The 21,553-nt window shown below is 61.9% G+C and carries 25 protein-coding genes and 1 tRNA gene; 15 read left to right on the top strand and 11 right to left on the bottom strand.

Annotation, left to right across the window (positions count from 1 at the left end):
- Window positions 1–217: 217 nt before the first annotated feature.
- The 3 genes from HB630_RS27900 (at window position 218) to HB630_RS27890 (ending at window position 3,652) form a co-directional block, all read left to right on the top strand.
- On the top strand, window positions 218–2,896 hold the full coding sequence (locus HB630_RS27900; RefSeq protein WP_213775942.1) for a glycosyltransferase: 2,679 nt from the start codon (window positions 218–220) through the stop codon (window positions 2,894–2,896).
- Between the two features lie 147 nt (window positions 2,897–3,043).
- A tRNA-Lys gene (locus HB630_RS27895) sits at window positions 3,044–3,119 on the top strand.
- A gap of 143 nt (window positions 3,120–3,262) precedes the next feature.
- Window positions 3,263–3,652: a DUF930 domain-containing protein gene (locus HB630_RS27890; protein ID WP_213775941.1), complete on the top strand. Its 390-nt coding sequence runs from the start codon at window positions 3,263–3,265 to the stop codon at window positions 3,650–3,652.
- A gap of 164 nt (window positions 3,653–3,816) precedes the next feature.
- Here HB630_RS27890 and HB630_RS27885 read toward each other — a convergent pair whose 3' ends face one another.
- The gene (locus HB630_RS27885) at window positions 3,817–4,086 is read right to left on the bottom strand and encodes a hypothetical protein (RefSeq protein WP_213775940.1); all 270 of its coding nucleotides are present in this window, start codon (window positions 4,084–4,086) and stop codon (window positions 3,817–3,819) included.
- A 562-nt stretch (window positions 4,087–4,648) separates the two neighbouring features.
- Between HB630_RS27885 and HB630_RS27880 the strand changes: the two genes are divergently transcribed.
- From HB630_RS27880 to HB630_RS27870, 3 genes are all read left to right on the top strand, one after another.
- Complete coding sequence (locus HB630_RS27880) at window positions 4,649–6,091, top strand: hypothetical protein (RefSeq protein WP_213775939.1); 1,443 nt, start codon at window positions 4,649–4,651, stop codon at window positions 6,089–6,091.
- Window positions 6,092–6,513: 422 nt separating this feature from the next.
- Window positions 6,514–6,786, top strand: a complete 273-nt coding sequence (locus HB630_RS27875) for a hypothetical protein (protein ID WP_249781090.1) — start codon at window positions 6,514–6,516, stop codon at window positions 6,784–6,786.
- Window positions 6,787–7,248: 462 nt separating this feature from the next.
- Window positions 7,249–7,515 (top strand): hypothetical protein, encoded by a 267-nt coding sequence (locus HB630_RS27870; protein ID WP_213775938.1) that lies wholly within the window; start codon window positions 7,249–7,251, stop codon window positions 7,513–7,515.
- Window positions 7,516–8,009: 494 nt separating this feature from the next.
- Here the strand turns inward: HB630_RS27870 and HB630_RS27865 are convergent, their stop codons facing one another.
- Window positions 8,010–9,719: a methyl-accepting chemotaxis protein gene (locus HB630_RS27865; RefSeq protein ID WP_249781089.1), complete on the bottom strand. Its 1,710-nt coding sequence runs from the start codon at window positions 9,717–9,719 to the stop codon at window positions 8,010–8,012.
- A gap of 232 nt (window positions 9,720–9,951) precedes the next feature.
- On the opposite strand from HB630_RS27865, the gene HB630_RS27860 reads away from it, so the two are divergent.
- From HB630_RS27860 to HB630_RS27850, 4 genes are all read left to right on the top strand, one after another.
- Window positions 9,952–10,182: a hypothetical protein gene (locus HB630_RS27860; RefSeq protein WP_213775937.1), complete on the top strand. Its 231-nt coding sequence runs from the start codon at window positions 9,952–9,954 to the stop codon at window positions 10,180–10,182.
- A gap of 293 nt (window positions 10,183–10,475) precedes the next feature.
- Entirely contained in the window at window positions 10,476–11,066 is a 591-nt protein-coding gene (locus HB630_RS27855; protein WP_213775936.1) for a formyltransferase family protein, read from the top strand.
- Between the two features lie 197 nt (window positions 11,067–11,263).
- Window positions 11,264–11,623: a hypothetical protein gene (locus HB630_RS28565; protein WP_249781088.1), complete on the top strand. Its 360-nt coding sequence runs from the start codon at window positions 11,264–11,266 to the stop codon at window positions 11,621–11,623.
- A complete protein-coding gene (locus tag HB630_RS27850; protein ID WP_213775935.1) occupies window positions 11,568–12,149 on the top strand; it encodes a hypothetical protein in 582 nt (193 codons plus the stop codon). The genes HB630_RS28565 and HB630_RS27850 overlap by 56 nt, the downstream gene beginning before the upstream one ends.
- Before the next feature lie 78 nt (window positions 12,150–12,227).
- On the opposite strand, the gene HB630_RS27845 is transcribed toward HB630_RS27850, so the two are convergent.
- Window positions 12,228–12,428, bottom strand: a complete 201-nt coding sequence (locus HB630_RS27845) for a hypothetical protein (RefSeq protein WP_213775934.1) — start codon at window positions 12,426–12,428, stop codon at window positions 12,228–12,230.
- 427 nt (window positions 12,429–12,855) lie between these two features.
- On the opposite strand from HB630_RS27845, the gene HB630_RS27840 reads away from it, so the two are divergent.
- On the top strand, window positions 12,856–13,734 hold the full coding sequence (locus HB630_RS27840; protein ID WP_213775933.1) for a DMT family transporter: 879 nt from the start codon (window positions 12,856–12,858) through the stop codon (window positions 13,732–13,734).
- Window positions 13,735–13,796: 62 nt separating this feature from the next.
- Here HB630_RS27840 and HB630_RS27835 read toward each other — a convergent pair whose 3' ends face one another.
- Both HB630_RS27835 and cysK read right to left on the bottom strand, forming a co-directional pair.
- A complete protein-coding gene (locus HB630_RS27835; protein ID WP_213775945.1) occupies window positions 13,797–14,039 on the bottom strand; it encodes a BrnA antitoxin family protein in 243 nt (80 codons plus the stop codon).
- A gap of 7 nt (window positions 14,040–14,046) precedes the next feature.
- Window positions 14,047–15,024 (bottom strand): cysteine synthase A, encoded by a 978-nt coding sequence (cysK, locus tag HB630_RS27830; RefSeq protein WP_213775932.1) that lies wholly within the window; start codon window positions 15,022–15,024, stop codon window positions 14,047–14,049.
- Between the two features lie 364 nt (window positions 15,025–15,388).
- Between cysK and HB630_RS27825 the strand changes: the two genes are divergently transcribed.
- On the top strand, window positions 15,389–15,607 hold the full coding sequence (locus HB630_RS27825) for a hypothetical protein (RefSeq protein WP_213775931.1): 219 nt from the start codon (window positions 15,389–15,391) through the stop codon (window positions 15,605–15,607).
- Between the two features lie 192 nt (window positions 15,608–15,799).
- On the opposite strand, the gene tgt is transcribed toward HB630_RS27825, so the two are convergent.
- The 6 genes from tgt to coaD form a co-directional block, all read right to left on the bottom strand.
- The gene (gene tgt, locus HB630_RS27820; RefSeq protein ID WP_213775930.1) at window positions 15,800–16,933 is read right to left on the bottom strand and encodes a tRNA guanosine(34) transglycosylase Tgt; all 1,134 of its coding nucleotides are present in this window, start codon (window positions 16,931–16,933) and stop codon (window positions 15,800–15,802) included.
- Entirely contained in the window at window positions 16,930–18,012 is a 1,083-nt protein-coding gene (gene queA / locus HB630_RS27815) for a tRNA preQ1(34) S-adenosylmethionine ribosyltransferase-isomerase QueA (protein WP_213775929.1), read from the bottom strand. Before queA ends, tgt begins: the two co-directional genes overlap by 4 nt.
- A gap of 118 nt (window positions 18,013–18,130) precedes the next feature.
- Window positions 18,131–18,595: a peptidylprolyl isomerase gene (locus HB630_RS27810; protein WP_213775928.1), complete on the bottom strand. Its 465-nt coding sequence runs from the start codon at window positions 18,593–18,595 to the stop codon at window positions 18,131–18,133.
- Window positions 18,571–19,014: a hypothetical protein gene (locus HB630_RS27805; protein WP_213775927.1), complete on the bottom strand. Its 444-nt coding sequence runs from the start codon at window positions 19,012–19,014 to the stop codon at window positions 18,571–18,573. The genes HB630_RS27810 and HB630_RS27805 overlap by 25 nt, the downstream gene beginning before the upstream one ends.
- A 3-nt stretch (window positions 19,015–19,017) precedes the next feature.
- The gene (locus HB630_RS27800) at window positions 19,018–19,581 is read right to left on the bottom strand and encodes a peptidylprolyl isomerase (protein ID WP_213775926.1); all 564 of its coding nucleotides are present in this window, start codon (window positions 19,579–19,581) and stop codon (window positions 19,018–19,020) included.
- Window positions 19,582–19,670: 89 nt separating this feature from the next.
- Window positions 19,671–20,165, bottom strand: a complete 495-nt coding sequence (coaD, locus tag HB630_RS27795; RefSeq protein WP_213775944.1) for a pantetheine-phosphate adenylyltransferase — start codon at window positions 20,163–20,165, stop codon at window positions 19,671–19,673.
- 282 nt (window positions 20,166–20,447) lie between these two features.
- Between coaD and HB630_RS28560 the strand changes: the two genes are divergently transcribed.
- The 3 genes from HB630_RS28560 to HB630_RS27785 all read left to right on the top strand — a co-directional run bounded on the left by HB630_RS28560 (window position 20,448) and on the right by HB630_RS27785 (window position 21,495).
- Window positions 20,448–20,705 carry a hypothetical protein gene (locus HB630_RS28560; RefSeq protein ID WP_249781087.1) on the top strand — a complete coding sequence of 86 codons (258 nt, stop codon included), beginning with the start codon at window positions 20,448–20,450 and terminating at the stop codon, window positions 20,703–20,705.
- A 40-nt stretch (window positions 20,706–20,745) separates the two neighbouring features.
- The gene (locus HB630_RS28215; protein WP_218626264.1) at window positions 20,746–20,880 is read left to right on the top strand and encodes a lysophospholipase; all 135 of its coding nucleotides are present in this window, start codon (window positions 20,746–20,748) and stop codon (window positions 20,878–20,880) included.
- A 75-nt stretch (window positions 20,881–20,955) separates the two neighbouring features.
- A complete protein-coding gene (locus tag HB630_RS27785) occupies window positions 20,956–21,495 on the top strand; it encodes a DUF302 domain-containing protein (protein ID WP_346656145.1) in 540 nt (179 codons plus the stop codon).
- Window positions 21,496–21,553 lie beyond the last annotated feature (58 nt).

Below are 21,553 nucleotides of genomic sequence, written 5' to 3'. Positions count from 1 at the left end.
GCCCGCACCGGCCAAATAGGCCGGCGCGTTCCCACCAAACCGGCATCGAACCGGTTGGAAACTGGCGCGTTCGGGCCTTGCGGCCCTCAAAACGCCATGTCGTCATAAGAGTTGTTAAATCACGTGGCAGAGATATGTTCGATATGCCGCTGACTTGGTCGGATCTCGGGGACAGATCCGTTTCCCTGCCATATCAGCCCCTTATGGTTTAGCCGCGATGCGCGCCATCGTCGCCGTTCTGTTGTTCGTGACCGCGGTCCATGCGGGCCTGTGGGCCCTCCTGCGCGACAAAGAACAGGCCCCCGACTTCACCGGCATGCTGCCGAGCGTGTCCTACGCCCCGTTCGAGGGCACCGCCCATCCCGACGTCGACAACATCCCGACCGCCGAACGAATCCGCGCCGACATGAAGAAGCTGTCGACGATGACGCGGGCGATCCGGCTTTATTCCTCCACCGGCGGCGTCGAAATGGTGCCGCCGATCGCCGCCGAGTTCGGCCTCAAAGTCACCGTCGGCGCCTGGATCGACAAGAACCCGGACCGCAACGAGCGCGAGATCGAATCCGCGATCAACCTCGCCCGGCACAACAGCAATGTGAACGGCATCGTCGTCGGCAACGAGACGATTTATCGCGGCGAGCAAAAGGTCGACGATCTCATCGAGCTGATCAAGCGGGTCAAGAAGTCCGTCAATGTACCGGTGACAACAGGCGAAATCTGGAACATCTGGCGCGATAATCCGCAGCTCGCCTCCTCGGTCGATTTCATCGCCGCGCACGTGCTGCCTTATTGGGAAAATTTCTCGAGCAAGCAGGCGGTCGATCAGGCCATCATCATCTATCAGATCCTGCGCGACAAATTTCCCGGCAAGCGGATCGTCATCGCGGAATTCGGCTGGCCGAGCCAGGGCTATAATCTGAGAAACGGCGATCCCGGCCCGTTCCAGCAGGCCGTTGTGCTGCGCAATTTCGTGGCCCGCGCCGAAGCCATCGGCATGGAATACAACATCGTCGAGTCGATCGACCAGCCCTGGAAGTTCTTCGAAGGCGGCGTCGGCCCCTATTGGGGCATCCTGAACGCCGATCGCGAGCCGAAATTTTCCTGGACCGGCCCGGTCGTCAACGAGAATTACTGGAAGTTGGCTGCGATCGCGCTGTTGGTCGGCGTCCTGCTTTCGCTGCCGATTTTCCGTCTCGATCGCCCCACCGTGATGCAATCGCTGGTTCTGTCGGCCACGGCGAATGGCATCGGCGCCTGGACCGCAACCGTGTTCGCCTACTGGACCGACCATTATTTCGTATTCGGTTCGGCGTTTGCGTTGGTGCTGGGCCTAATCCTGCTGGTTCCGCTGGTCCTGATCGCGATGGCGCGGATCGGGGAAATCGCAGCCATCGCCTTTGGACGGGCGCCGGGCCGCCTGCTGGTGAGCGGGCACAACGCGCAGCCGGCCGCCATGCCCGAGGGCACGGCCCTGCCAAAAGTTTCGATCCATATTCCGGCCTATTTCGAGCCGCCGGACATGCTCAAGCAGACGCTCGACGCGGTTGCCCGGCTGGATTACCCGAACTTCGAATGCGTCGTGATCATCAACAACACGCCAGATCCTGAATTCTGGCAACCGATCCAGGACCATTGCCGCGCGCTGGGCGAGCGCTTCAAGTTCATCAATGCCGAGAAGGTCAAGGGCTTCAAGGCCGGTGCGTTGCGGATCGCCATGGATCGCACCGCCGCGGATGCCGAGATCATCGGCATCATCGACGCCGACTATGTCGTGGAGCCGAACTGGCTGAAAGATCTGGTGCCAGTGTTCGCCGATCCCCGCGTCGGCCTGGTGCAGGCCCCGCAGGACCATCGCGATGGCGACCGCTCGCTGATGCACTACATCATGAATGGCGAATATGCCGGATTCTTCGATATCGGCATGGTCCAGCGCAACGAGGCCAACGCCATCATCGTCCACGGCACCATGTGCCTGATCCGCCGCGCCGCGATGGATATGGCGGGCGGCTGGGCCGGCGACACCATTTGCGAAGACACCGATCTCGGGCTCGCCATCATCGAGCATGGCTGGCTGACTTATTACACCAACACCCGCTACGGCCGCGGCCTGCTGCCGGACACCTACGAGGCCTTCAAGAAGCAACGCCATCGCTGGGCCTATGGCGGCTTCCAGATTGTCAAGAAGCACTGGCGCCGCTTCCTGCCCGGCGCGAGCCGGTTGACGCCCGACCAACGTCGCGAATTCACGCTCGGCTGGCTCAACTGGCTCGGCGCCGAAAGCCTGGGCGTGCTGGTCGCGCTCCTGAACCTGATCTGGGTGCCGATCGTCGCTTTCGCCGATATCTCCGTCCCCGACAAAATCCTGACCTTTCCGATCATCGCGGCCTTCGTGATCTCGCTGACGCATTTCGTGGTGCTGTACCGGCTGCGCGTCCACATCAAATCAGGACAAATGCTGGGGGCCATGATCGCGGCGATGTCGGTGCAGTGGACGGTGTCCCGCGCGGTGGCCCAGGGCCTGATCACCGAGCATTTGCCGTTTTCCCGCACCTCCAAGGGCGGCCTGTCGCGGATGTCGATCGAATTCCAGGCGTTCTGGGAAGCCGTCATTGGCGTGCTGCTGCTGCTCGGCGCCGCGGTGCTGGTCGTGACGAACAATGCCAAGCAGGTCTGGGAAATCTATGTGTTCGCCGCCGTGCTGGTGCTGGAGAGCCTACCGTTCCTGTCGGCGGTGGCGATCGCCATTCTCGAGACCTCGCGGCTCAACACCTTCGCGTTCTGGCGCAACAGCGCGGTGCGCACCGCGGAACTGATCGGGCTGCGGCCCGTTACGCTGCCGACGGTGATCGGCGCTTCCCAGAAGGTCACTTCGGACATTCATCGCGAGGTCAATTGATTGGCCGTGGATTGTCGGCTGATCGGACCTTGAAGATACGCCGCTAAATGCTTGCAATACAAAGTAAACCGCGTCATTGCTGTCGCGGGACAACGGCTGGTCGGCTATTGACCCGCAACCGTCGCCCCCCTACACAGCGCGGCGAGTGAGCGCGTAGCTCAGGCGGTAGAGCACGTGACTTTTAATCATGGGGTCGAGGGTTCGAGTCCCTCCGCGCTCACCATGCAAGCCTTGCGCGCATCGACACTTTCCAGACCACGCTGCATGGTCGAAAGCGGTTGTCCACAAAAACAGGGGCGCTTTCTATAAACTCCCGTCCGGCGCCCGTTCCCCCGACTCGCGATCAATCACTTCAGAAGACTGGTAATGAAAATTCCTGCGCTGACCTGCCTCTTCGCAACTGCTGCCCTCACACCCGCCCTCGCCGCCGACCCGAGATTCATAGCCAGCCTGAAGCATTTGGACCCGCAAGTTCGGCTCGAGCAGATATGCGACTATGAGGCGATGAATCGTATCGGCCACGGTAATAGCGGGTTCAGTCCCGATCGGGCGAAATCCGATGTGATGTCAGCGCCCAGGCATCTGGGAGATTTGCTGGTTGGCACCGGTGGCGCATTTCGCAGCGCCGGGAATTGGTATCGATTTTCGTTCAAGTGCCAAGCGTCACCCGATCATTTGAAGGTGCTTTCCTTCGAATATCAGGTCGGTTCGATCATTCCGGAATCGAAATGGAATTCGTACGGATTGTGGCGCTGAGGCCGCGTCACACCGAGGATCAGGCCGCAAGCGAAAATACGCCAGAATGGCCGGCCGCCGCCGAAACTCGGCTGTTTCTGCGAAAGCGCGAGGCGCCCCCCTGCGCGCGAGTGTCGGGATCGACGACGGCCCCGGTATCTGGCCGAGGGCCGTCAGATCTGACCTCACTGCTCGCTCTTCGCCTTGCCGCTGATTGCGGCGCGACCGGCTGAATTGGAATCTCCGTCATAGCGGGCTTTGGCGCGAAGCGGATTCGCGGATTTGCCGGGCATTCCGGACCGCGCATTTTGCAACTCATCCTGCAGCGCCCAGCCTTCGTGAACGACTTGGCCGGGGACCGGGCTGGCGAACTCGCCGGTTTGCGCGACGGCGGCCATCGTCGATCCCAACAGAGACGCAACGAGTATGGCTGGGAGTGTGATCTGGGCTCGCATGTCAGTCGTCCTTCGGCTTTTTTGGAATCTGAGGAGCGGAACATTATCGGGTGCCAGCGGGGCTGTCTGTAGCAATACAGCCGCAACTTGAAGCGAGGCGAAGAGGCCACGACGGCTCAAAGCCGTCCCGGCACGGGACGGGCCAGATGGGCGATATTCCGAATCTCGCCGTCGGGACCGTGTTGGCAGCGAAATGGCTCGGCGCAAATTCCCCCTGTGGATATTGAACTGAAATTTTAAGCGCAATCCGCGCATCTTCCCGCTTATTGCGCGGCCAGCGTGATGGTGATCGCTGTCTTTCGATATCCTCGGCGGGCCGAGAAATCCGAATCCGGTACCCGCGATTTATTCGGAGGATTTATTCAAAAGCTGACCTCGGATTTATCGATGATTGCCTGAAGGGATGATGGCACCGGCCACACGGCGTCCCACCCTGATACATTTGTCACATAACTGTAATGATCGCCACAGATATTGCCGCGCGCGAAGGTCACGTAAGCATCACATAGCGGGGCCAGCATTTATTTTCGGGGACTGGCTCATGTTAAAATCTAATCTTACTTTGCTTGCCACCTTGGTGGCGGCAGGAGCTTTTGCGCAAAGCGCTTCCGCGCAGACGTTCAGCTCCTTCACCGCCGGCGATCTCGTTGTTTCGGTCGAAGGCGACGGCAGCAACACCGGCAGTTATTCCGACAATCAGGCCGCTCCGCTGACCTTGTACGAATATGGCCTGAACGGCACCAGCAGCACCACTTTCGCGGGCTCGATGACGCTCCCGCAAACGGCATCCGGAAACAATGTCGCCATCTCGGGCGAGTATGGCTCTTCTTCCGAAGGAACGTTACAGCTTTCCGGCAACGGCCAGTATCTCACCATTATGGGCTACGGCGTGAACGCCAATGCGTTCAATGCCAATCCGGGCGCCTATGGCCCTGATTCGTCGAACAAGGCGCTCGGACAATCGGGCAGCCTGACCGGTCAGTCCTATACCCCTGTTTCGCGCGTCGTCGCGCTGATCGGCGCCAATGGCAGCGTCGATACATCGACTGCGCTGTACAACGTCTTCGATCAAAACAATCCGCGCAGCGTCTACACCACGGACGGAAAGTCATTCTACGTGTCAGGTCAAGGCAATGCCGGATCGGACAGCACCAGCGGCGTCTTCTACACGACACTGGGCAGCAAGTCGGCAACCTCGATCACCGGCAACGATGCCGGCGGCGGTACGTCTCAAGACACGCGCGATGTGCAAATCTACAACAACACGCTCTACACATCGGTTGACAGCAAGGGCGGTTCGAACAATCGCGATTTTATCGGCACGCTGGGCAATGCCGGCTCACCGCCCACGTCCGTCGCGAATGGCAGCAATGGGCCGGCACAGCTTCCCGGATTCGGCACCAATAACGCAGGCTTGATCACGATCACTTCGGCGACTTCGAACGGCCTGAACAGCGGCCAGAAAGTCAACCTCAGCCCCGAGAGCTTCTTTTTCGCGAACTCCACCACGCTCTATGTCGCCGATAGTGGCGATCCGAAGAACACCAAGGGCGGCAACGGCGGCGACGGCGGGCTGCAAAAGTGGAGCCTTGTGAATGGCTCGTGGGTCCTCGATTACACCTTGGCCAATGGTTTGCACCTGGTATCAAGCAGCGCCAGTTCGGGCACTTCTGGTTTGTACGGTCTGACCGGAGAAGTTGTGACGGTGAATGGCCAGCAGGAAGTCGAGTTGTTTGCGACCAGCTTCTCACTGACAGACACCGGCCAGACCTATTTGTACGGCATCACGGACTCGCTTTCCGCGACGAGCCTGCCGGGGGATGAGACATTCGACGAACTCGCCGCGGCTCCGGCCGACAGCGATTTCAAGGGCGTTGCCTTCGCACCGGTTGCGGCCGTTCCCGAGCTTTCCACCTGGGGAATGCTGCTGCTCGGCTTCGCCGGCATCGGCCTTGTCAGCTATCGCCGCACGCGCCGCGGTGAAGTCCGCTTCAGCCAAGCCTAAAGAAAGAACACAGCGCAATGGAAGCCGCCTTCGGGCGGCTTTTATTTGCACCCTCCTTACGGCACCATCCGATGGATGAGAACCTCATCGGTTCTGATTGAATCAGAACCGGGGTCGGAGGTGCCGGGTCTTCGGCGTCCACCTGCCGCGGCATGCGCCGTTGTGTCGTGTCGGCAACGCCGTTCCGGTTTGCGCATCATGCCCCTCTTTTTTCCTTCCCAGGCGCTTCCGGCGCCGCTTAGATTGACGGCGGCGCCAAGGTGGCTGGGTTGATGATCGGCGGGGGAACGGCGCACGCGGCTTGAGAGCGAATAGTCATCAGGCTCGGGGAGACCGCCTTCGGGCGGTCTTTTCGTGCTGCTTCCAGGAAACGTGGCGGATACCGCCGACTTTCATCAGTGCGGCAAATAGTTTTGTAATATTTGCCGCAAATTCTGCCGCCGTCTCGAAAAAAGAGCGCGGTGGGGTACGCGATGAAACGTGAAGAAGCCAAGCGCCTGATCGTCCACGAATGGGATCGATGGATCAAAACGCAGCCTATCGGACCGGAGCAGGCAACCGGCAGAGATTCCCTGAAGTTCTATCTCGAGATGAAGGACGCGCAATCGCCCCTTTTGAAATTCCAGGGCAGAGGCCGCGACAAATGGCACATCATCCATGGCTGGTTGAACGGCGAAGGTCGCGTCGCCGATTGAAATCCCGAAGACATTCGCGGCGGATCGATCCGTTCCGGCAAAGTCCGTGGTTTATTTAAAGCGTCAAAGACTTGCTGCCCCGCCCCCAAGTTGCCCGAATCCTCATTGCACATTTGATGTTGCGAGGCGCGGCGGCGCCAAGCTCATATGACCCTTGACTCCGCCTCATCCTGGCACCCCCACGGCCCGGGGATGAGGCGGCATTTTTTCGATGGCCCGCCTCCGATGCGCCTTCGACAGCTGTCCTTGTCCGCCATCCGTCCGCCCTCGGGCATGGACGCGATACAAGCGGGCCGCTGAAATCGATCTTTTTGCCGGAGATCTGACATCAGGCGGTAATCTGCGTGCTATATGCGGGTCACTCATCCTTTGAGCGAGGTAACGGCCCTGCAAAACCGTCGCGTCCCTGGCCTGCATCCAACCGCCCTCCAACGAAAAACAGGCATCCTGACAGGACTTGTCATGGCCGGCGGCCTGGGTCTTTCCGCAATGGCGTCTCCCGCACACGCGCAGGCGAATTGCAGCGAATTTTTCTACAACATGGACGGCTCCTGGAGCCCGACGCATCCGATCGTGATCGCGGGCCCGACGTCGGAAACGACGGTTGTTCCCAGCGACAAATTCCGCCCGGGAATGCCGGGATTGGCCGGGCGCATCGGGGCCTATCTCAACAGCCGTTGCGGCAATATGCGTATGACGACCGGACACCGGATCCCGCGCGTACCATAGCGCGTCGGGGAAAGCGCGGCCGACCTTAGCTGATGCGGCGGGCCAAAGGGCTTGCGCCGGCGAAATAGCCGGGCGCACGCTCGCCCTGGGGTAGGTTGAAGGCTCGGCGCCCGGCTATCGGCCGCGCGGCGGTGCGGCCCTTTAATTCAACCATCAGGGCCTTAAAGAATTGTATTTATCTCGCTCGGCAACTTGCAGCAGGTGCCACGCGAATCCCTGTGTCCTCGGCCTCGGGCTGGACATCCCTTTCAAAACACGGATGGCGTTTCGCCCGAGCTTCCCTGGCCGCGGCGACGATCGATGCGGAGCTTATCCACAGCCTATCCACAGCCGCTATTTTTGGAATCTGCTCTCTCGTACAAAGGCTTGCTGCGCAACAAACCACAGCTGTTGATAACCGGGTGCAAAGCCTTCCACAGCCTTGCTTCCGGCGGCACGCCGTCGCCGGAACTCATCAAACCAATCGCAACGCTCGCTGGACCGGCCGGCGATCTTCAGGTTGCCCGGACATTGTTCATGAAATTTCCGACGCCCCGCCGCAGCCGCTCGCTCTCCCGCGACAGCGACTGCGCGGCTGACAGCACCTGGGACGACGCGGCGCCGGTCTCGGACGCACCGCGCTGGACGTCGGAAATATCGGCCGCGACCTGCGTGGTGCCTTCGGCGGCACGCTGCACGTTGCGGGAAATTTCCTGGGTGGCGGCGCCCTGCTCCTCGACGGCGGAGGCAATCGCGGAGGAGATTTCCGAAATCCTTCCGATGGTTGCACCGATCTCCTTGATCGCCGTCACCGAATCCTGGGTAGCCGATTGGATGTCGGTGATCTGCTGGCTGATCTCGCCCGTGGCCTTTGCGGTCTGCTCGGCCAGCGTCTTCACTTCGGCGGCGACCACCGCAAAGCCCCTGCCCGCCTCGCCGGCGCGGGCCGCCTCGATGGTGGCGTTGAGCGCGAGCAGATTGGTCTGGCCGGCGATGGTCTGGATCAGGTCGACGACGTCGCCGATCCTGGCCGCGGCCTGCGACAACTGGCTGATCCGCGCATCGGTCTGCTGCGCCTGCTCGACCGCCTCCCCGGCGATACGGGCGGATGTTTCGACCTGGCGGCTGATTTCGCCGACCGAGGAAGCAAGCTCCTCGCTGGCCGAGGCGACGGAATGGACATTCGCGGAAGCGTCGCCGGACGCATTGGATGCCCGCTGGCTGACCTTTTCAACGGTATCGGCTGTCTTGCTCAAGGTGCTGGACGAAGCCTCCAACTGGCCGGCCGCGGTCGAGACCAGCGTGATGATTTCGCCCACCTCATTCTCGAACTGATCGGCGAGCCGGTTCATATCGGCCTTGCGCCGCTCGGCCTGCCGCAACTCCGCCGCCGCCTGGTCATCGCGCAGGCGATTGGCGTCGATCATGGCGCCCCTGAAGACCTCGACGGTGCGCGCCATCTGGCCGATTTCATCGGGGCGATCCGCATTGGCGACGGGCGCGTCGAGTTCGCCGGTGCTGAGCGAGGCCATGCGCTCCTTCAAGCCGGTCAGCGGCCGCACCACGCTGCGCGTAATCGCCCAGGCGATCCCGATCGACAGCAGCATCAGAATCGCGATCACGGCCGACGCCGTCCGCGCCATCAACCAGAACGAGACATCGACATCCGATATGTACTCGGCGGCCCCGATCATCAGATGCCACGGGGCGAAACCTCGCGCATAGGCGACCTTGTCGAGCGGCGTCGGATCCGCGCTGCTGCGCATGAAGGTATAGCGAACACTGCCCTCGCCCTGCTTGGCGATATCAATCAGCCTGGTCGCGAAGGGGAAGCCATTGGCATCCTTGATCTGCCGCATGTCCTTGCCGACGAGGCCCGGAATGGACGAATTGAGGACGCAAAGTCCGCTTTCGGTATCGTAGATGAAGACATAGTTGGTGTGTCCCTCGTACCAGATCGCGCCGGCGGCGGCGTAGAACCGGGCCTTTGCCTCCTCCTCCGTCATCTGGCCCGCGGCAGCGGCGCGCTGAAAGGTATCCGCAATCTGCCAGGCGGCATCGACGATGGCGTGCGCCTTCTCGGTGCGCTCGGTGAATAGCTGGTTGCGGGCGATCAGGAGCACGGTGACGGCGACCAGCGCCATGCTGATCGCGCCGGCGACTGTCATCACGGCGAGCTTTGCGGCGATCGAGCGGTTCGAGAACAAATTGAGCAGCTTCGGCATTCCCCATCCCATCCCATGCTTGCCGCGCCAGGCGCAGCGTCAAGAGTTTGTGATTCCCGTCCTTCAAATTAAGATTGAATCGTTAATATCTGAGTTACTCCGGTACATTCGGCTTGCTTCGGCCCAGGCCCTGCTCCGCAAAGGAATCCGGTCGGCGCATCGCCGTTAATCATCCGTTAAGTATGGGATGTGCAACCTGCGGTGGACCAACCTTGAAAGCGGGCCCTCGATCATGACCGAACCGGATGTTCTGGAACGCAACATTCGTGAGCATCAGGAGCGGCAGAGAGTCGCCTGGCAACATCTCAGCATGCCATCGCTGACGGCCTTCGAGAGCCGTGAACTCCGCAACCAGATCAAGCAAAGCGGGGCCGAACTGCGGCGCTGCCTCGATATGCGATCGGAGCGTCTTCGCACCGCGCCCGTAACGCGGGCGCACGCATCGTCGATTGGCTTGAACTAAGGCGAATACTGAGGTGAATGACGGGAGCCCGGTTCCGCTTCAATCGGACCGATAGATCTCTAGCGGTCGACGTTTGCCTTTCAAACTTGCGCCGCCTCACCGCCGCAAGCATGCCGCCATGAGCGTGCGGGCACTTCTGGTCGGGATCGAACGCTGATAGAGCCGGTCCATCGCCTCGCGGGCTTCCCGGACCGCCCCTGTTGATAACCCGCTGCGCGGGAACGCAGGCGGCGTGACGGCAGACCCCGGCATGTTATCGACGGAAAAACACGGCTTGGAACGGAACAGACATCATGCGGATCACCCTTGTCGGCTCCCGCCATTTCGGCGTGACGACCCTGGATACCCTGCGCCAGCAGGACGTCGATATTGTCCGGGTGGTCGTGGCCGACGCCGAAGACCGGCTGGCCGCGGCGGCCCGTGCCGCCGGCATCGAAGTGACCGTGCAGGCTGATCCGAAGCTGGTCGTGGCTTCCGAAATTGCCCCCGGCACCGACCTGATCGTAACGGCGCATAGCCATGCGCGCGTCAGCAAGGAGGCGCTGGCGGCAGCAAAATTCGGCGGCATCGGTTATCACCCCTCGCTGTTGCCGCGGCACCGCGGCATCGCCGCGGTCGAATGGACCATCAAGGAAGGCGACCCGATTGCCGGCGGCACCGTGTACCATCTGGCGGACCGCATGGATGCCGGCGCGATCGCCGCCCAGGATTGGGTTTTCGTCAAAAAAGGCGAGACGGCGCGTCAGCTCTGGGAGCGCGCGCTGGCGCCGCTCGGCCAACGACTTCTGGTCGAGGTCATAAAATACGCTCAAGCCCACAATTCCCTGCCGGCCAAGCCGCAGGACGAGGAATTTGCCACCAGCGCGCCGAAACTTGCGCTTTAAGCCGTGAGAACGGCAGATATTGTGAAAAACGGCAGATCTGGGTTAACAGGGCAAGCTATTGTTCTAGTTGATAAAATAACCTTCATTTTGAGTTGTCCAGTGCCACGGGAGCGATCCGGGTTGACGCGACGCAGCAAATTTTGAACACATTGTAACGGAATAAGTCGCTCCTTCACCCAGATCGGAGATCCTGATTCATGCGCGACCAACGCATTCGTTTGGCTTTTTTTAGCTCATTTTTCGTTGCTGCTTCCGGCCTCATTGCGGCCCCCGCGACGGCCCAGACCCCCTATGACGGATTGTGGAATGTCACGGTTGTGACCAAGACAGGCAGTTGCGAACCGACCTCAAGCTCCACACTTACGGTGGCAGACGGAAAGATCTCTGCGCCGGGTGCTGATGTTTCCGGGAGTGTCGGGCGCGAGGGCCTTGTGCGTGTTTCACTGCATGGTGCGTACGCCAATGGCCAACTCAATGGCAATGCCGGAGCGGGGAAGTGGAATGGGGCATCAGCAGGCATACCTTGCAGCGGCCGTTGGGAAGCGTCGCGGCAGTAAAAAACAAGGCCGGTCCGCCGGCGCCCTCGCAGCGTTCAAGGGCCTGATCTTCGGAGCCGCAGCCTTGTTCATGGCCCTGTTCGCGGCTTCCGTCTCCACCAGCACCGCAAGCTACGCCCAATCGGGACCGTTCACCGGCATGGCCGGCTTCTGGTCCGGCGGCGGGACAGTCACCCTCGATGATGGCTCGACCGAGCGCATTCGCTGCCGCGCCTCCTATGCTGTTGGCGAGGGCGGTCGCGGCCTCAACCAGACTCTCACCTGCGCCAGCGACAGCTACAAATTCGACCTCAAGACCAACATCGTCGCGCAAGGCGGCACGATCAGCGGCGTCTGGAGCGAGAGCAGCCGCAACATCAACGGCAGCATCGAGGGCCGTGGAAGCAACGGGAATTTCCAGGTGGTCGCCAGCGCCGCCGGATTCAACGCCAACATCTCGTTGACGACCCGCGGCAATCGGCAATCGGTGGTGATCCGGGCCGAGAGCCAGTTCCGCGGCGCCACGATTTCGCTGACGCGCTCCTAGAGACCCGCCTAAATCCCAGCGCGCTCTTGAAGCCCTGCCGGTTCTGATTGAATCAGAACCGGCAGGGCTTCAGCGCTGTTAGCTCGCTTTGGGCTTGGCGAGCCGCGACGCAGTTTCCTTCATGGTTTTTGCGATCAACAGGGCCTGCTCCTTGGTGAGCGCAAAGTCCTGACTGCCCTTGTGCGTGGTCAGCGACAGCACCAGGATGTCAGGCTGGTGCTCCGGCCAGCCGGTGGCAAAGGCGGTGACGAAATCCGCGGACAGCGATCGTTTATTCATCGGAGATGTGTTCCTTGGTGATTTGCCGCGCCGGCCGCGTTGAAGTCACGACCGCGTGTTGCGGAATATCCGCATGCAGGGATGGGTTGATCGTCTACGCCGCAGGCACGATGCGGTGATCTCGACCTTGGCACGGGCGTCGATCAGGCCGGTTGCGGGACATGCATGGGCATCTTCTCCAGCTTTGTTGTCGGCAACCGCCGATTTGGACGGCTCGACCGGAACTTCGAGATCGCGGTTCGCCCGTTGGACGTGCGCGCCGAAACCGCGAGCCATGGAACGGCAAAGTCCTTAGCATCAAATCGGCGGGTTTTCCCACGGCGAAATCGGGCATTGCGCCGGCCCATTTGCGCGTTGCAAATCGGCGCGGCGTCGCCGATACCGGCGGTTCGATCATATCCTCTGCTGAACTTGCACCGGCCCGCTGATGAACCGCATCCCTTCGAAACCGAAAGCCGCGCTCTGGATGGCCGGCTGGCTCAGCATGATGCTGGTCGTGGCGATCGCCGGACGCGCGGCGCTGCGCGAAATGAACGTGTTTCAGCTGATGGAACTGCGGACCCTGCTCGGCTTCTTCATGCTGTATCCGATGATCCGGATGAACGGTGGGTTCGCGGCAATGAAGACATCGCGACTGCCGCAGCATATCGGGCGCAATCTCTCCCATTATGTCGCGCAGCTCGGCTGGTTCTTCGCGCTGACGCTGATTCCGATCGGCCAGGTGGTGGCGATCGAGTTCACAGCGCCGATCTGGACCGCCCTCCTCGCGGCGAGCTTTCTCGGCGAGCGCATGACGCTATGGAAGATCACCGCGATCGTGCTCGGCCTGATCGGCGTCCTGATCATCGTTCGGCCGGCGACCACCGAATTCAATCCGGGGCAGATGATCGCATTCGCCGCCGCGGTCGGCTTCGGCATTGCCATTGTCATGGTCAAATCGCTGACCCGTACCGAGCAGACGGTCACGATCATCTTCTGGATGCTGATCGTGCAGTCGGCGGCCGGCATCCTGCCGTGTCTCTATGTCTGGACATGGCCCTCCGCCTATGTCTGGGGCTTGAGCGTCATCATCGCGTTCTGCGGCACGTTTTCTCATTTCTGCCTGGCACGGGCGATGCTTTACGCCGACGCGACGGTGGTGGTGCCGATGGACTTCCTGCGGGTGCCGCTGACCGCCACCGCCGGCTGGCTGATTTATTCGGAGCGGCTCGATGTCTTCACCGTGCTCGGCGCGATTCTGATCCTCGCCGGTAACCTGCTGAATCTGAAGGCGCCGACGCCGCTTCGCGTGCGCGCCAGCGCCTGACCGGCAGCCGACTGTTGTATTTTGCTGTTATGTTCTGCTGCGCGACCGCCAGGATTGGCGCGTTATTTCCCGGCCGCCTTGCGAAGCGCCTCGTTGATCCGCTCCTGCCATCCCGGCCCGCCTTCCTGGAAGTATTGCAGGACGTCCTGATCGATCCGTAGCGAAACCAATTCCTTCACGCCAGGAAGCGGCGCCGCCTTCCTTGGCGGCGCCTCCGGCGCTTTGGTCGTGGCCTTCTTGAACGCGGCTTCCGCTTCGCTGCGGGCATCGTTCATCGTCCTGGGACGGCGCGGTTGGTCTGCCACCATTTGACTAGATTCCTTCAAACAAGGCCGTCGATAGATACCGCTCGGAGAAGGACGGCACAATCGCCAGGATCGTCTTGCCGGCGTTTTCGGGCCGCTGGCCGATTTGAAGCGCGGCCGCAATGGCGGCGCCCGAGGAAATGCCGCCGGGAATGCCCTCGTTGCGCGCCAGCGCGCGTGACGTCTCGATCGCGGTGGCGCTGCTGATCTTGACGATCTCATCGATCACCGAGCGGTCGAGAATCTCCGGAATAAAGCCGGCGCCGATGCCCTGGATCTTGTGCGGGGAAGGCTGGCCGCCGGACAGCACCGGACTTTCCTCCGGTTCGACGGCGACGACGCGCAACGAGGGCTTGCGCGGCTTCAACACCTGCCCGACGCCGGTGATGGTGCCGCCGGTGCCGACGCCGGCCACGAAGAAATCGATATTGCCGCCGGTATCGTTCCAGATTTCCTCCGCCGTGGTGCGGCGGTGAATTTCAGGATTGGCGAGATTCTTGAACTGCTGCGGCATCACCGCGTTGGGCGTCGTGCGCACGATCTCCTCCGCCGCCGCGATCGAACCTTTCATACCCTGGGCCGCCGGCGTCAACACGATCTCGGCGCCGAGGAACGCCAGCATCTTGCGCCGCTCGATCGACATCGACTCCGGCATCACCAGCTTGAGCCGATAGCCGCGCGAGGCGGCGACGAAGGCCAGCGCTATTCCCGTATTCCCCGACGTCGGCTCGATCAGCACCGTGTCGGCATTGATCACGCCCGCCTTCTCCATCGCGATGATCATCGCCGCGCCGATACGGTCCTTCACGCTCGCCGCCGGATTGAAATATTCCAGCTTAGCGAGAATGGTCGCGTGCGCGCCGTGCTGCTGCGGCAATTTGCGCAGGCGCACAATCGGCGTGTCCCCGAACGCATCCACGATGCTGTCGAAAACGTGGCCACGTCCGGGACGATGCGTCGCACTGGCGGATGAAGGCGCGTCCATGTTCAGTTCCCCTTATGCAAGACGTTTCCAGAAAAACTTAGAAAACTTAATCGTGCATCTCACATCACATCATCGGCTAAAATGTGAACGATTGGCCGATAAGATCATGCGCTGACGGCTAATTCAGCATGTGTTCGACCGCAACACAGATGGGCTCCGGTCATCGGCAACACCACCATCTGCGACGTTCGCGCGCAAGCTGGAATAATCGCGAGTCACAAATTCGTTGCATTGCAAAAAGTTGAACGACTCCCGAGCAGATTTTAACGCGGTAAAATAACGTAAATCCTACGCATTTGTGTTGCGACATCTTCAAAGAAATCGGTGTAGGGTCTCGACAGGTTCAGACCGCATGGAGGTCACGATGGCAGCAATCGCTGAAGTCCTGTCGACCGTCACGCCGATTAGACCCGGCCCGCGTGGAAGCGATCTTCCGACCTGCCCCGTTTGCGCCGACTCGATGGTGGCCGCGGAAGCGTCCGCGTTTGTCGCCGACGATGTCGTCAGCTATCTCTGGACCTGCGACACCTGCGGTTATGGTTTCGTCACCAAGCATGCATTCAAGCGGTTCGCCTGCAACTAGCGCGTCTTTCAGTTCCGTGGCTTCATCCTTCGAGACGGCGCATTCGTGCCTCCTCAGGATAAGGTTCTCTTGAACCCTCATGGTGAGGAGCGCGGCAAAAGCAGCGCGTCTCCGGACGATGCGTCGCATCGCCTGGAGAACCACGAGGCCACCGATCCTCGGTCATATCCTCGGCCATCGCGGCAGCTTGGTTCACCGCGGCGCGATGTCGCCCTGCGACCACCCCGCCCGGACATTTTCACGAAAATCCGCCAACGTCCGCTGTGAAATCGCGCTCCTGATGCCGCGCATCAATTGCTGATAATAGGCGATGTTGATCTCCGACAGCAGCATCGCGCCCAAGGCCTCGCCCGACTTCACGAGATGATGCAGATAGGCGCGCGAATAAGTGCGGGCCGACGGCCACGGGCTTTCCTCATCCAGCGGCCGCGGATCGTCGGCGTGGCGGGCGTTGCGCAGATTGACCTGGCCGAACCGCGTGAACGCCACGCCGTGACGGCCGTTGCGGGTCGGCATCACGCAATCGAACATGTCGATGCCGCGCGCGACGGACTCCAGCAGATCTTCCGGCGTGCCGACGCCCATCAGATATCTCGGGCGATCCTGCGGCAGCATCGGCGCCGTCTCCTCGATCATCGCCAGCATCACCGACTGCGGCTCGCCGACCGCGAGGCCGCCGATCGCATAGCCGTGAAAGCCGATCTCGACCAGGCCGCGCGCGCTGGCCTGGCGAAGCTCGGCGATATCGCCGCCCTGCGCGATTCCGAACAGCATGTAGCCCTGCGGCGCGGTCTCGAACGCGCGCTTGCTGCGTTCGCCCCAGCGCAGCGAGAGCTGCATCGCACGCTCGATATCACTGCGCTCGGCCGGCAGCCGCACGCATTCGTCCATCTGCATCGCGATGTCGGAACCCAGCAGCCGCTGCACCTCGATCGAGCGTTCGGGCGACAGTTCGATCTTGGCGCCGTCGATATGCGAGCGGAAGGTGACCGCGTCTTCGCTGACCTTGCGCAGTTCAGACAGCGACATCACCTGAAAGCCGCCGGAGTCGGTCAGCATCGGGCCTTGCCAGCCGGTGAATTTCTGCAGGCCGCCCAGCGCCGCGATCCGCTCGGCGCCCGGCCGCAGCATCAGATGATAGGTGTTGCCGAGCACGATATCGGCGCCGGCCTCGCGCACCTCACGCCAATGCACGCCCTTCATCGCGCCGGCCGTGCCAACCGGCATGAAGGCCGGCGTGTTCACCACGCCATGCGGCGTCGTCAGCCGGCCGGTGCGGGCCTCGCCGTCGCATCCCAGAAGTTCAAAGTAATTAGCCGAGGTCATCCGCCTGCCTTATCACGAAACAGCAGGCAGGCGTCGCCGTAGGAATAAAACCGGTAGCCGGTTTCGATGGCGTGGGCATAGGCCCGCTTCATGGTGTCGAGGCCGGAGAAGGCCGACACCAGCATGAACAGCGTCGACCGCGGCAGGTGAAAATTGGTCAGGAGGATATCGACCGCGCGGAAACGGTAGCCCGGCGTGATGAAGATCGCGGTCTCGCCCGTGAACGGCTCGATGGTGCCGTCTTCCGCCGTGGCGCTTTCCAGCAGCCGCAGCGAGGTGGTGCCGACCGCGACGATGCGGCCGCCCTGCGCCTTCGTGGCGTTGAGCGCGTCGGCGGTGTCGCGGGTGACGACGCCCCATTCGGCGTGCATCTTATGTCCGGCCGTGTCGTCCACCTTTACCGGAAGGAAGGTTCCTGCTCCGACATGCAGGGTGATCCGGTGCAGCGTGACGCCGCGATCGCGCAACGCCGCTTCAAGCTGCGGCGTAAAATGCAGTCCGGCCGTAGGCGCTGCGACCGCACCTTCCTTTGCCGCAAACATGGTCTGGTAGTCGCTGGCGTCGCGCGCGTCCGGGGTGCGCTTCGAGGCGATGTAGGGCGGCAGCGGCGGGCTGCCGAGATCGGCAATGGCCTGGTCGAGCGCCGGCCCGTGAAATGAAAACGACAGCGTGACCTCGCCATTGTCGCCCTTGTGCTCGACCTCCGCGTCGAGCTGGCCGAGCAGGCACACCCTGCCCTCGCCGCCGAAGCGAACCATGTCGCCCAGTGCCAGTTTTTTGGCGGGCTTCACCAGCGCCTGCCAGCGCGAACCGCCGAGACGCTTGATCAACGTCGCCTCGATCTTCGGTTCGGTGTCGCGGCCGATGCGGCGACCGGCAAGCTGCGCCGCGATCACCTTGGTATCATTGACCACCAGCTGGTCGCCGGGCGCGAGCCATTGCGGAAGATCGGCAATGAAGCGGTCGCGCAAGACGCCATCGGGCTGCACCACCAGCATCCGCGCGGAATCGCGCGGGCTGGCCGGCCGCAGCGCGATGGTGTCGGCGGGAAGTTCGAAGTCGAAGAGATCGGTGCGCATGGCGCGATGCGCTCCAGCTGGGTCTCGTCACGTCATGCCGGGGCGCATCGAAGATGCGAACCCGGAATTTCGAGATTCCGGGTTCATGCTTCGCATGCCCCGGAATGACAGCGCGTTTTCAAGCCGCGTCAGCAGCCATGTGCGCCTTGACGATCTTGTCCGGGTTTTGCACCGGCTCGCCGCGCTTGATCTTGTCGACGTTCTCCATGCCCTCGGTGACCTGGCCCCAGACCGTGTACTGGCCATCGAGGAACGAGGCGTCGTCGAAGCAGATGAAGAACTGGCTGTCGGCCGAGTCGGGATTGGCCGCGCGCGCCATCGAGGCGGTACCGCGGACATGCGGCTCTTCGCTGAATTCGGCCTTGAGCTTTTGGCCGGAGCCGCCGGTGCCGGTGCCGTGCGGACATCCCGTCTGCGCCATGAAGCCTTCGATCACACGATGGAACACGATGCCGTCGTAAAACCCCTCCTGCACCAGCTCCTTGATCCGCGCGACGTGTCCGGGCGCAAGATCCGGGCGCATCTCGATGGTCACGGGACCTTGGGTGGTTTCCAGGATCAAAGTGTTCTCGGGATCAGCCATGCTCTTTTCTCTATGGGTTGGGGTGGAGGTTTCTGGTTGCGAAATCGGATGGCAAACGGTCGGCCTGCGACCGCACCAGCCATTCCCGCGGTAAATGGTATTGGAGTGCAGCGTTGCAATGTCTCCATTACCGCAACGCGGTACATCAAACGATCGTTATCGGTCGCTTGTTCCGATTCATAGCTAATTCTGGGTTGCCCGAGGATGTTGCCGTCGCGGTTGAAACTGACGATAACGGTGATGTCGATCCCCGGATTGGCGCGCGACGCTGGCGGCGGCCGCCAGCAGCTGCGCAATTCAACGAACAGGTCCTTGAGGCTGTCGACCTGACCCGGCCCGGCTTGCGCCGATGCGCTCCATAGCGGCAATAGCAGCGCCGCGGCAAACCAGGCGAGTGGCCTGTCGCGCGGCGCGGCCATCGTTCACTTGATATCCGAGGCGACCTGAACCTTCACCATCTTGTCGGGATCGGTGACGGCGCCGCCGGCCGAACCGGGCGGCGCTTTCTTGAGCTTGTCGACGACATCCATGCCCTGCACGACTTCGCCGATCACGGTGTATTGGCCGTCGAGGCTGGGGGCGTCGGTAAACATGATGAAGAACTGCGAATTCGCGCTATCGACGCTGTCGCCGCGCCGCGCCATGCCGACGATGCCGCGCTTGAAATGAACGCTGGAGAATTCCTGCTTCAGGTTCGGATATTTCGATCCGCCGGTGCCGTTGAAATTCTGGCCGTCGCCGGTCTGCGCCATGAAGCCGTCCATGACGCGGTGGAACGGCACGTTGTTGTAGAAGCCCTCGCGCGCGAGCTGCTTGATGCGTTCGGCATGCTGGGGCGCGAGATCGGTCCGCAGCTTGATGACGATGCGGCCCTTGGTGGTATCGATGACGATCGCATTCTGCTTGTCGAGATTGGCGGGCAGCGACTGGGCGATCGCGGGCGCCACGCAGAACAGCGCGGCGATGACGGCAAGAATTCGGATCATGGAAACTCCGGACATTGAGGGAAAGAGCGTTTGGTGTTGCGCATGTCGTATCGCCAGGCCGGGTAACATTTTTACGAAACGGCGGGCGATCAGGCGAATTTGGCTTTGAGACGGACCGCGACGGCTTTCGGCACGAAGCCGGAGACATCCCCGCCCATGCCCGCGATCTGGCGCACCAGTGTGGCGGTGATCGGGCGGACGGTGGGGGACGCCGGCAGGAACACGGTGCGGACCTCCGGCGCCATGATCTCGTTCATGCCGGCGATCTGCATTTCGTAATCAAGATCGGTGCCGTCGCGCAGGCCGCGGATCAGGATCGTCGCGCCGACCCGTTTGGCGGCCGTAACCGTCAGATCGTCGAACGTGGTGCATTCGAAGGCGCAGCCGGCCTTGCTGGCGACCGGTCCGAATACCGCCTGAAGCATCTCCAGGCGCTCTTCCACGGAAAACAGCGGCTTTTTGCCGGGATGGACCCCGATGGCGACGATCAGCCGGTCGCACAGGCCGACGGCGTTGCGGACCACGTCCAGATGGCCGTTGGTGACGGGGTCAAAGGAGCCGGGATACAGCGCGATGCGGGGCATCATCCCCTCTACCCCGGCCCGGGCGGCGTCGCAAGGCAGGCCGGTTCCGCGTCCCCGGTCCAATCGCGGATTTTTATTTCAGGCCGGCCTTCGAACCCTCTGCGGGGTCGCCGCGTCTTCTCAACGGGCCGCGTGTTTCGTCCGGGGAAATACGACGAAACAAAACCGCGGCGGGACGAAACCATTTTTCGCCTATCGCGAAGACATCCCGAAACGGCTGATGGTTACCAATCCGTCAACGAAACGACGGGCCAGAACGGCTCGATCAAACAGGGGACCGTCATGATCAAAGCTCTCTCAGCCATTGCTGTTGCTGCCGTCATCGCCGCCGGCCTCACCCTCCTGCCCGGCTTTGCGCCGCAGGTCGAAGCCAGCGTCCCGCACGCGCTCGCCAAGGCCGACCGCCTCGATGTTCATCCGCCCGGCCGGGATTGTTCCCAGCAGGCTTGGCCCAATCTGGACGCTTCCTGCCTTCGCGTCGCCGGCAGCAAGGGAACCGTGCGGGAAGCCCGCCTGGTGACCACGGATCGCGCCCGGTAGGACCATAACGGCCAGCGGCCAGCCGCCGCGCGCGAGCGTCATGGCGGCTCACCGGGCGATCGGGGCCCTCTCGGAAACCGACGTCAGGGAGGATCTGAAGAAGATCACATTGCCGACATCGATCCTGCATGGCGGCGACGACCAGATCGTTGCCATCGAATTTCCGGTAGGCTGACGGCGAAGATCGTCAGGAACGCCAAGCTCGTGGTGTATAAGGGTTTCCGCACGGCTTGCTCGCCACAAAGACAAGGTGAACGCCGATCCGCCGGCCTTCCTGAAATCGCAAGAGGAGCAGGCAATGCCACAGGCCATGATGCGCACCGCGACCGTTGAAGTCGTTCACGTCACGATCGCATGCGGACGGCCGTTTGAAGCCGTGCGTGATGCACTCGTCAAAGACGTGCCGGCGCTCGATCCCCAGCTCAGGAAACTGCTGACAAGCGCGAATACCGCAGAGATCGAGAAACGGCGCGCCACCGGGCCAAAACTCTGGCTGTTCGAGACTCGCGATCATGGGGCGCTCGTTGCCGCCGAGGGACATGCGAAGAAGGCGATCCAATTCGAGATCGGCAATCCGTTGACGGCCGAGCGCATGACGCGCCACCGCCTGGCCGCAGGTCTATACGCACCGCTGCGCATCGTTCTCTACGAAAACGAGCAGGGCCGCGCGGTCTTTGAATATGATCTGCCGTCCTCGCTGTTTAGGCAGTTTGGAAACGACGAGGTCGCCAAGACAGGGCGCGAACTCGATGAGGAGTTGGAGCAGGTACTGATGGCGGCCGCGGGTTAGCCCCACGGTTCTGATGGAATCAGAACCGTCGCTCACCTCTTTTGTTTTGACGCGCTTC

Origin of the sequence: Bradyrhizobium sp. dw_78 (assembly GCF_018449525.1) — a bacterium.
Classification (GTDB): Bacteria; Pseudomonadota; Alphaproteobacteria; order Rhizobiales; family Xanthobacteraceae; genus Bradyrhizobium.
Note: the sequence above shows the minus strand (reverse complement) of the source record. Positions and strands in the feature narration are given on the sequence as shown.

Excerpts from the sequence above, each read along its gene's own strand:
- HB630_RS27885 (WP_213775940.1), bottom strand. The coding sequence starts at position 4,086 with ATGCGAGCCCAGATCACACTCCCAGCCATACTCGTTGCGTCTCTGTTG.
- HB630_RS27855 (WP_213775936.1), top strand. The coding sequence starts at position 10,476 with ATGCGGATCACCCTTGTCGGCTCCCGCCATTTCGGCGTGACGACCCTG.
- HB630_RS27805 (WP_213775927.1), bottom strand. The coding sequence starts at position 19,014 with ATGGCCGCGCCGCGCGACAGGCCACTCGCCTGGTTTGCCGCGGCGCTG.
- HB630_RS27890 (WP_213775941.1), top strand. The coding sequence starts at position 3,263 with ATGAAAATTCCTGCGCTGACCTGCCTCTTCGCAACTGCTGCCCTCACA.
- cysK (WP_213775932.1), bottom strand. The coding sequence starts at position 15,024 with ATGGACGCGCCTTCATCCGCCAGTGCGACGCATCGTCCCGGACGTGGC.
- tgt (WP_213775930.1), bottom strand. The coding sequence starts at position 16,933 with ATGACCTCGGCTAATTACTTTGAACTTCTGGGATGCGACGGCGAGGCC.
- HB630_RS27825 (WP_213775931.1), top strand. The coding sequence starts at position 15,389 with ATGGCAGCAATCGCTGAAGTCCTGTCGACCGTCACGCCGATTAGACCC.
- HB630_RS27800 (WP_213775926.1), bottom strand. The coding sequence starts at position 19,581 with ATGATCCGAATTCTTGCCGTCATCGCCGCGCTGTTCTGCGTGGCGCCC.
- HB630_RS27850 (WP_213775935.1), top strand. The coding sequence starts at position 11,568 with ATGGGGCATCAGCAGGCATACCTTGCAGCGGCCGTTGGGAAGCGTCGC.
- HB630_RS27865 (WP_249781089.1), bottom strand. The coding sequence starts at position 9,719 with ATGCCGAAGCTGCTCAATTTGTTCTCGAACCGCTCGATCGCCGCAAAG.
- coaD (WP_213775944.1), bottom strand. The coding sequence starts at position 20,165 with ATGCCCCGCATCGCGCTGTATCCCGGCTCCTTTGACCCCGTCACCAAC.
- HB630_RS28560 (WP_249781087.1), top strand. The coding sequence starts at position 20,448 with ATGATCAAAGCTCTCTCAGCCATTGCTGTTGCTGCCGTCATCGCCGCC.
- HB630_RS27860 (WP_213775937.1), top strand. The coding sequence starts at position 9,952 with ATGACCGAACCGGATGTTCTGGAACGCAACATTCGTGAGCATCAGGAG.
- HB630_RS27870 (WP_213775938.1), top strand. The coding sequence starts at position 7,249 with ATGGCCGGCGGCCTGGGTCTTTCCGCAATGGCGTCTCCCGCACACGCG.
- HB630_RS27810 (WP_213775928.1), bottom strand. The coding sequence starts at position 18,595 with ATGGCTGATCCCGAGAACACTTTGATCCTGGAAACCACCCAAGGTCCC.
- queA (WP_213775929.1), bottom strand. The coding sequence starts at position 18,012 with ATGCGCACCGATCTCTTCGACTTCGAACTTCCCGCCGACACCATCGCG.
- HB630_RS27840 (WP_213775933.1), top strand. The coding sequence starts at position 12,856 with ATGAACCGCATCCCTTCGAAACCGAAAGCCGCGCTCTGGATGGCCGGC.
- HB630_RS27845 (WP_213775934.1), bottom strand. The coding sequence starts at position 12,428 with ATGAATAAACGATCGCTGTCCGCGGATTTCGTCACCGCCTTTGCCACC.
- HB630_RS27900 (WP_213775942.1), top strand. The coding sequence starts at position 218 with ATGCGCGCCATCGTCGCCGTTCTGTTGTTCGTGACCGCGGTCCATGCG.
- HB630_RS28565 (WP_249781088.1), top strand. The coding sequence starts at position 11,264 with ATGCGCGACCAACGCATTCGTTTGGCTTTTTTTAGCTCATTTTTCGTT.
- HB630_RS28215 (WP_218626264.1), top strand. The coding sequence starts at position 20,746 with ATGGCGGCTCACCGGGCGATCGGGGCCCTCTCGGAAACCGACGTCAGG.